Origin of the sequence: Paracoccus sp. SCN 68-21 (assembly GCF_001724535.1) — a bacterium.
Classification (GTDB): Bacteria; Pseudomonadota; Alphaproteobacteria; order Rhodobacterales; family Rhodobacteraceae; genus Paracoccus; species Paracoccus hibiscisoli.
The window spans coordinates 1-7,964 of sequence record NZ_MEES01000047.1; the positions used below are offsets into that span (position 1 = coordinate 1).

A 7,964-nucleotide genomic window follows, 5' to 3' on the forward strand; every position below is an offset into this window, starting at 1 on the left:
TCGGGCGGGGGGCGGCAAACTATACAAATGTTTAGGGAACGTCTCTGCAATAACCTGCGTTGGTGGTGTGATGATGGCGAAAGACGCTGTCGAAACAAAGAATTGATGCGGAGACTTAGAATGAAAACCCTCATGATCACGACTGCTGCTGCCCTGGCTTTTGCTGCCCCGGTTTACGCGCAGGACACCGCGACCCCGCCCGCAACCGATGCGATGCCCGCCGAGACGATGCCCGCCGAAGGTGCCGCCACGACCGAGACGATGCCCGCTGACGGCATGGCCACCACCGAGACCGTGCCTGCCGACGGCATGGCGGCCACGACGACCACCGACATGAGCGACATGGAAGTGGCGCTGTCGCCCGAGAACCCCGGCCTGACCGCATCCTGGCTGCAGGGCCGCGCGATCTATACCACCAACCAGCCGTCGACCACGCAGTGGACCGATGCGACCGGTGATGCCGTCCCGGCCGAGTGGAACGAGATCGCCAACGTGTCCGACATCGTGATGTCGCCCGAGGGTGACGTGATCGGCTACATCGCCGACATCGGTGGCTTCCTGGGCATGGGCACGCATTCGGTCCTGCTGGACCGTGACGTGCTGAACATGGCGCAGTTCGGCGACGACACCGTCCTGGCGACCAACTACAGCCAGGAAGAACTGGAAGCGCTGCCCGAGTTCGACATGGACACCGTCCGCGACTGATTTCGGCAACCCCTCACGAGGTTGAAGCAGAGGGGCGCCCATGTGGCGCCCCTTTCGCATGTTGTTCATTCGTCCAATAAATCATTGGATTTCAGAATAATGACGGTTTGTCGTCAAAAATATTCCTGATGGCCTTGACGGCGCTTGGTGGTCTGCGTAAACCCCGCCTCACCCCGGCGGGCGATCGTCCGGGGGATGAGTTGGGCGGTTGTAGCTCAGTTGGTTAGAGTACCGGCCTGTCACGCCGGGGGTCGCGGGTTCGAGCCCCGTCAACCGCGCCACAACTCATCATTCGCCCGAAGGAAATGCGCGGTTGTAGCTCAGTTGGTTAGAGTACCGGCCTGTCACGCCGGGGGTCGCGGGTTCGAGCCCCGTCAACCGCGCCATTTCCCTTTCTTTCTCCATTCCCCTGATCGACGCGACCCGCTAAGACGGGCGCGATTTCGCGTATCGGAGAATGTGATGACGGATATGGTCCAGGCCCGGCAACTGATCGAAGCCCTTGGCACCGCTGCCCGACAGGCAGCCGTGGTGCTGGCCCAGACCCCACCCGAGGTCAAGACGCGCGCCCTGATGGCCGCAGCCGACGCTGTCATCGACCAGACCCCCGCGATCCTGACCGCCAATGCGCGCGACCTGGACCATGCCCGCGACAAGGGCCTGTCGGAGGCCATGCTGGACCGGCTGCGGCTGGACCCTGCGCGCCTGACCGCCATCGCGCAAAGCCTGCGCGATGTGGCAGGCCAGGACGACCCCGTGGGCCAGGTGATCGCGGAATGGGACCGGCCCACCGGTCTGCATATCCGTCGCGTGCGCACGCCCATCGGCGTGATCGGGGTGATCTATGAAAGCCGCCCCAACGTCACCGCCGATGCGGGCGCGCTGGCGCTGAAATCGGGCAATGCGGTGATTCTGCGCGGCGGGTCGGAAAGCCTGCATTCCAGCGCGGCGATCCATGCCTGCATGGTGGCGGGTTTGCGCGCGGCAGGCCTGCCCGAAACCGCGATCCAGATGGTGCCCACACGCGACCGCGCCGCGGTCAGCGCCATGCTGGGCGCGCAGGGGCTGATCGACGTGATCATCCCGCGCGGCGGCAAGGGTCTGGTCGGGCTGGTGCAAGAGCAGGCCCGCGTGCCGGTCTTTGCCCATCTGGAGGGGATCTGCCACGTCTATGCCGATGGCGCCGCCGATCTGAACAAGGCGCGCCGTGTCGTGCTGAACGCCAAGACGCGACGGACGGGCATCTGCGGATCGGCCGAATGCCTGCTGATCGACCGGGTGTTCTTTGCCCGCCATGGCGACGTGCTGATCCGCGACCTGCTGGACGCCGGGGTCGAGGTCCGCGCGGAAGGCGATCTGGCGCAGATCCCGGGCACCGTCCCCGCCCAGCCAGATGATTTCGGGCGCGAGTTCCTGGACATGATCATCGCCGCCAAGCTGGTCGATGGCGTGGACGAGGCGATCGCCCATATCCGACGCCATGGCAGCCAGCACACCGAATCGATCCTGACCGAGGATGACGCCGTGGCCGAGCGGTTCTTTGCGGGCCTGGACAGCGCGATCCTGATGCGCAACGTCTCGACCCAGTTCGCGGATGGCGGCGAATTCGGCATGGGCGCGGAAATTGGCATCGCCACGGGCAAGATGCATGCCCGCGGGCCGGTCGGGGCCGAACAGCTGACCAGCTTCAAGTATCTGGTGACGGGCGACGGGGTGGTGCGCGCCTAGAACGCGACCTCGCCCCCGGTGTCGTCGAATTCGTGGCGCAGGGGGCGGTCCCCTGTGCGCGAGGCCTCGGCCAGCAGGGCGAAATGCACCTCGGACGGGGCCAGCGCCCGCGACTGGTCGCCGTCCAGCCAGGCCCACAGGCCCGCATCGACCTTGGCCCGGTCGCATTCCGCGACCAGCCGCCACAGCGGTGCGTCGCGCAGCACGATCAGCTTGCCGCCCCAGGGCATCGCGCTCTCGATGCACATCACGGCCAAGATCAGCATGCGGATCTCCGGGCGGGCGAAATCGCCTGTGGCGTCCAGGGTGATCTGCATCCGGCCCTGCGCCGACATCCCGTCCAGCAGACGCTGCAGTTCGGCCCGGCCGATGCGCTGGTCGCCCTGCGCCATGCCAAAGGCCATGCGATAGGCCTGGATGCGGGCGCGGGCGGCGCCAACGGCTTCGGCGATCAGGCGCAGTTCGGGCGATTCGGACAGGCCGGGAAAGTCGGGCGACATCTCCAGCAGCTCGACCCCGTTGCCGATGGCACCAAGCGGAGAGACCAGATCGTGGCACAGCCGCGATCCCAGCAGGGCGGCCAGATCGCCGGGCGCGATCCGCGTTGTATCGACCGTCATGTGTGATTACCTTCCAGACTGTAGAAGCAGGGAGCCTTCACGGTGAACGAGATTCTGGAACCCGGCATGATCGTGCGTCACCCCGGCGCGCCCGAATGGGGCGAGGGGCAGGTCCAGTCGCGCATCGGTGACCGCATCACCGTGAATTTCGCCGATGCCGGAAAGCAGGTCATCGACGGACGCCGGGTGGCGTTGCAGATCCTGCGCATGGGCGACATGTAAACTCCTGATATTGCAGGGGTCAGGATGCAACCCTTGGTTGCGTGATGCAAGGGGAACTTGAAGGGCGGGGTGTCGCGTGTTGCAATGCGGCCCCGGCCTGGCCTAGACAGGCCCCACCCTTGGGACGAGAGAACCCGTGAACCGTGCCGACCCCGCCTTTTTCCAGATCCGCCTGGCGCGCAGCCCGCGCGACCTGATGGCGGCACAGCGCCTGCGATACCGTGTGTTCGTGGAGGAGCTGGGCGGCACCGGCCCGCTGGTCGATCACGATGCCCGGCTGGAACGGGACGAATTCGACCCGGTCGTCGACCACCTGTGCCTGATCGACACGCGCCGCGATGCGGATGCGCTGGATCATGTCGTGGGCGTCTATCGCCTGCTGCGCAGCGATGTGGCGGCCCGCTTCGGGCGGTTCTATTGCGACGGCGAATACGACCTGACGCCGCTGCGCGACAGCGGCCGCCCCCTGCTGGAGCTGGGCCGGTCCTGCGTCGATGCCGACCACCGGGGGGGCGCCGCGATGTTCCTGATGTGGAACGCGCTGGCCGATTACGTTCTGGACCACGGGATCGAGATCCTGTTCGGGGTCGCCAGCTTTCACGGCACGGATGCTGCGATGCTGGCGCCGTCGCTGTCCTGGCTGCACCATCATCATCTGGCCCCCGAGGGTCTGCGCCCGCGTGCACGCGACTGCAGCTTTCAGCGGATGGACCTGATCGCGCCCGACCGTCTGGACCGGCGCGAGGCGATGATGGGCATGCCCGCGCTGATCAAGGCCTATCTGCGTCTTGGCGGCGTGGTGGGCGAGGGGGCCTTTGTCGACCGCGCCTTCAACACCACCGACGTGTTCCTGATGATGGACACGGCCGCCATGTCGGCCAAGCACAAGCAGTTCTACGAAAGCCGCTGGCAGCCGACATGAACCCGACCTGGCGCGAGGCCGAGCCGTTGCCGCTGCCTGGACCGCAGGGCCTGCGCGACTGGCTGCGGGTGATCCGCCGCGGGGTGCCCGCGGTGCTGGTCCTGCTGCTGGGCGTGGCGCTGATCCTGCCGCTGCGCGCGGTCGAGCGGCTGTTCCACGGCCCCCGACGCCCCTGGACCGGCCCGTATGTGCAGTCCGTCTGCCGCCTGGTGCTGGCCTGCATCGGGTTGCGCTGGCGGCGCGAGGGCAGGCCGATGCGCGGCCCCGGCGCGGTGGTGGCCAACCATTCCAGCTGGTTGGACATCCTGACGCTGAACGCGGCCCTGCCGGTGTTCTTCGTCAGCAAGGCCGAGGTCGCGTCCTGGCCCGGCATCAACATCCTGACCCGTGTGACCGACACGCATTTCGTCGCCCGCGATCCGCGCTTGGCGCGCGCGCAGGCTGCCGAATTCGCCGCCCGCATCCGCGCGGGCCACCGGCTGCTGTTCTTTCCCGAGGGGACGTCGACCGACGGCCGCCGGGTGCTGCCCTTCAAGCCGACGCTGTTCCAGGGGTTTCTGGCCGACGACCTGCCCGAAGGCCTGGCGATCCAGCCGGTCAGCGCGGTCTATACCGCGCCGCCGGGGCGGGATCCGCGATTCTATGGCTGGTGGGCGGACATGGATCTGGGGCCGCATCTGCTGACCGTTCTTGCGGCAAAGCGCCAGGGTGATGTGGTCATTCGCGTTCATCCGCCGTTGCCAATTCTTGCCGAAACACGCAAGTCATTGGCTTCTAAGGCGGAAGAAAGTGTGCGCGGTGGCCTTGTTTGGGATAACCTGTCGCAGGAGTAATTTCCGACTTGTCAGACTCAGCGCACCACAATATCTAGCGCGCTCAGCTCTCTGAAACACCAAAGGATGCGCCCTCATGACCCGCTTTGCCGCCCCCATCGCCGAACAGATCTGGGACATGAAATACCGGATGAAGGACGCCGAAGGGCAGGTGGTCGACGCCTCGGTCGAGGACAGCTGGCGCCGCGTCGCACGCGATCTGGCGCGCGTCGAGGCAGAGCCCGCCAAGTGGGAGGAAAAGTTCTATTCCGCGCTGGAGGATTTCAAATACCTGCCCGCAGGCCGCATCCTGGCGGGGGCCGGCACCGGTCGTTCGGTGACGCTGTTCAACTGCTTTGTCATGGGCACCATCCCCGACAGCATGGGCGGCATCTTCGACATGCTGAAGGAAGCTGCGCTGACCATGCAGCAGGGCGGCGGCATCGGCTATGACTTCAGCACGATCCGACCCCGCGGCGCGGTGGTCAAGGGCGTGGCGGCAGATGCATCAGGCCCGCTGTCCTTCATGGATGTCTGGGACGCGATGTGCCGCACGATCATGTCGGCAGGCTCGCGTCGGGGCGCGATGATGGCCACCATGCGCTGCGACCACCCGGATGTGGAGCAGTTCATCGTCGCTAAACAGGACAGCGCGCGCCTGCGCATGTTCAACCTGTCGGTGCTGATCACCGACGACTTCATGGATGCCGTGCGCGCCGACGGCCCGTGGGATCTGAAGTTCGAGGGCCGCGTCTACAGCACCGTTCAGGCGCTGGACCTGTGGAACAAGATCATGAAGGCGACCTATGATTTCGCCGAGCCGGGCGTGATCTTCATCGACCGGATCAACAAGGCCAACAACCTGAACTATGTCGAGACGATCGCAGCCACCAACCCCTGTGGCGAGCAGCCCCTGCCGCCCTATGGCGCCTGCCTGCTGGGCTCGATCAACCTGGCGCGGCTGGTGACGAACCCGTTCACCGACGCGGCCCAGCTGGACCCCGAGGCGCTGGACGATCTGGTCCGCACCGCCGTCCGGATGATGGACAACGTGGTCGACGCGTCGAAATTCCCGCTGGACGCGCAGGCCGAGGAGGCCCGCAACAAGCGCCGTATCGGTCTGGGCGTGACGGGCCTTGCCGACGCGCTGCTAATGCTGGGCCTGCGCTATGGCGCCGATGATGCGGTCGCCCAGACCCGCGTCTGGATGAAGGCCATCGCGCGGTCGGCCTATCTGGCCTCGGTCGATCTGGCCAAGGAGAAGGGCGCCTTCCCGCTCTTCGACGCCAAGAAATACCTGGCCTCGGGCTTCATGTCCAAGATGGACAAGGATGTCCGCGACGCGATCGCCAAGCACGGCATCCGCAACGCGCTGCTGACCTCGATCGCGCCCACCGGCACGATCAGCCTCTATGCGGGCAACGTCTCCTCGGGGATCGAGCCGGTCTTTGCCTATGCCTATACCCGCAAGGTCCTGCAGAAGGACGGGTCGCGCACCGAGGAGGAGGTCGTCGATTACGCCGTTCAGATGTGGCGCGACCTCAAGGGCGATGCCGCGCTGCCCGACTACTTCGTGAACGCCCAGACCCTGGCCCCCAAGGACCACGTGGCGATGCAGGCAGCGGCGCAGGAATGGGTCGACAGCTCGATCTCCAAGACGATCAACTGCCCCGAGGATATCGGTTTCGACGATTTCAAGGACGTCTACATGGCGGCCTGGGATCTGGGCTGCAAGGGCTGCACGACCTATCGTCCGAACGACGTGACCGGATCGGTCCTGTCGGTCAGCGAAAAGACCGAAAAGGCCCCCGAGGCCGACAAGGGCGCCGATGTCGTCTATCTGACCGAACCGCTGGACCGTCCCGCGGCGCTTGAGGGCGCGACCTACAAGCTGAAATGGCCGGGGTCGGAACACGCGATCTACATCACGATCAACGACATCATCCACGGCAACCACCGCCGCCCGTTCGAGATCTTCATCAACTCCAAGAACATGGAGCATTACGCTTGGACGGTCGCGCTGACGCGCATGGTCTCGGCCGTGTTCCGCCGCGGGGGCGACGTGTCCTTCGTGGTCGAGGAGCTGAAGGCCGTCTTCGATCCGCGCGGCGGGGCGTGGATGCAGGGCCGCTATGTCCCCTCGATCCTAGCGGCCATCGGCGGCGTGATCGAGCGCCACCTGGTCGAGACGGGTTTCCTGGCAGGCGAGGGCCTTGGCCTCAAGGCCGATCCCCAGGCCGAGGTGATGGCCGTGGGCGAGGCCCCGCGCGGCCCCGCCTGCTCCAGCTGCGGTCAGTACGGGATGCGGATGGTCGAGGGCTGCATGACCTGCCCCAGCTGCGGTCACTCCAAATGCGGCTGATGGCGGACCGGGACTGGTTTGTTGTCCTGACAGGCAAAAGTTTTCCTTTTGCCGCCCATAACCTGTCCTTTTGCAGGGCATAAGTTTTCCATCGGGTGATTTGAGGCAGACGTTCCGGGTAAGGTAAATATCTGAAAGGCGACTGGCGACGGTCGCCTTTTTCTTGTTTGCGCGGCTTATGCCGACCCTGATGCGGCCTTTCTCGAGATGAGAGTTGGCCTTATATACTCGAGAGCGGAGGCAAGTTAAGTGAAATACCCGGGCATTAGACGTGTAACGTTTGGCAGATGAAAATGATCGACGAGACCTGGTGGCCGGACCTTCTTCGTTACATCGCGGATGAGGATCCATGGTGGGGACCAAATGTCATTGCTGCTGATATTAAAAGTTACGGCGACCCGTGGACGCCCGGAAGTCGGGCTCTTTGGTCTGCGCTGGTTCCGCTCGACGTCCTTGATCAGATAGAGGACAATTTAAAGCGTTTCTGCAAAAATCGGAATCATGGGATTCCCAAAGGGGTCTGCTTGTGATTCATCCTCCCAGAAAGGATGAATCATGTCAGCACCTTTACCGAATGCGCTGCGTGCGCGGTT

At 65.0% G+C, this 7,964-nt stretch carries 7 protein-coding genes and 2 tRNA genes; 8 read left to right on the forward strand and 1 reads right to left on the reverse strand.

Annotated elements, in window-relative coordinates; translation table 11 throughout:
• Nucleotides 1–132 precede the first annotated feature (132 nt).
• The 4 genes from ABS73_RS12225 to ABS73_RS12240 all read left to right on the forward strand — a co-directional run bounded on the left by ABS73_RS12225 (nucleotide 133) and on the right by ABS73_RS12240 (nucleotide 2,433).
• Complete coding sequence (locus ABS73_RS12225) at nucleotides 133–705, forward strand: PRC-barrel domain-containing protein (protein WP_286693473.1); 573 nt, start codon at nucleotides 133–135, stop codon at nucleotides 703–705.
• Between the two features lie 204 nt (nucleotides 706–909).
• Nucleotides 910–986, forward strand: a tRNA-Asp gene (locus tag ABS73_RS12230).
• A gap of 28 nt (nucleotides 987–1,014) precedes the next feature.
• Nucleotides 1,015–1,091, forward strand: a tRNA-Asp gene (locus ABS73_RS12235).
• 76 nt (nucleotides 1,092–1,167) lie between these two features.
• Nucleotides 1,168–2,433 carry a glutamate-5-semialdehyde dehydrogenase gene (locus ABS73_RS12240; protein WP_277023672.1) on the forward strand — a complete coding sequence of 422 codons (1,266 nt, stop codon included), beginning with the start codon at nucleotides 1,168–1,170 and terminating at the stop codon, nucleotides 2,431–2,433.
• On the opposite strand, the gene ABS73_RS12245 is transcribed toward ABS73_RS12240, so the two are convergent.
• Nucleotides 2,430–3,053, reverse strand: a complete 624-nt coding sequence (locus ABS73_RS12245; protein WP_277023671.1) for a histidine phosphotransferase family protein — start codon at nucleotides 3,051–3,053, stop codon at nucleotides 2,430–2,432. The two genes, ABS73_RS12240 and ABS73_RS12245, sit on opposite strands and share 4 nt — an antisense overlap.
• A gap of 42 nt (nucleotides 3,054–3,095) precedes the next feature.
• Between ABS73_RS12245 and ABS73_RS12250 the strand changes: the two genes are divergently transcribed.
• The 4 genes from ABS73_RS12250 (at nucleotide 3,096) to ABS73_RS12265 (ending at nucleotide 7,371) form a co-directional block, all read left to right on the forward strand.
• A complete protein-coding gene (locus ABS73_RS12250; protein WP_136858264.1) occupies nucleotides 3,096–3,275 on the forward strand; it encodes a DUF3553 domain-containing protein in 180 nt (59 codons plus the stop codon).
• A gap of 136 nt (nucleotides 3,276–3,411) precedes the next feature.
• Complete coding sequence (gene olsB / locus ABS73_RS12255) at nucleotides 3,412–4,197, forward strand: L-ornithine N(alpha)-acyltransferase (RefSeq protein ID WP_502686052.1); 786 nt, start codon at nucleotides 3,412–3,414, stop codon at nucleotides 4,195–4,197.
• Complete coding sequence (gene olsA / locus ABS73_RS12260; protein WP_277023668.1) at nucleotides 4,194–5,030, forward strand: lyso-ornithine lipid O-acyltransferase; 837 nt, start codon at nucleotides 4,194–4,196, stop codon at nucleotides 5,028–5,030. Before olsB ends, olsA begins: the two co-directional genes overlap by 4 nt.
• Nucleotides 5,031–5,106: 76 nt before the next feature.
• A complete protein-coding gene (locus ABS73_RS12265) occupies nucleotides 5,107–7,371 on the forward strand; it encodes an adenosylcobalamin-dependent ribonucleoside-diphosphate reductase (protein WP_277023666.1) in 2,265 nt (754 codons plus the stop codon).
• The last annotated feature ends 593 nt before the right edge of the window (nucleotides 7,372–7,964 follow it).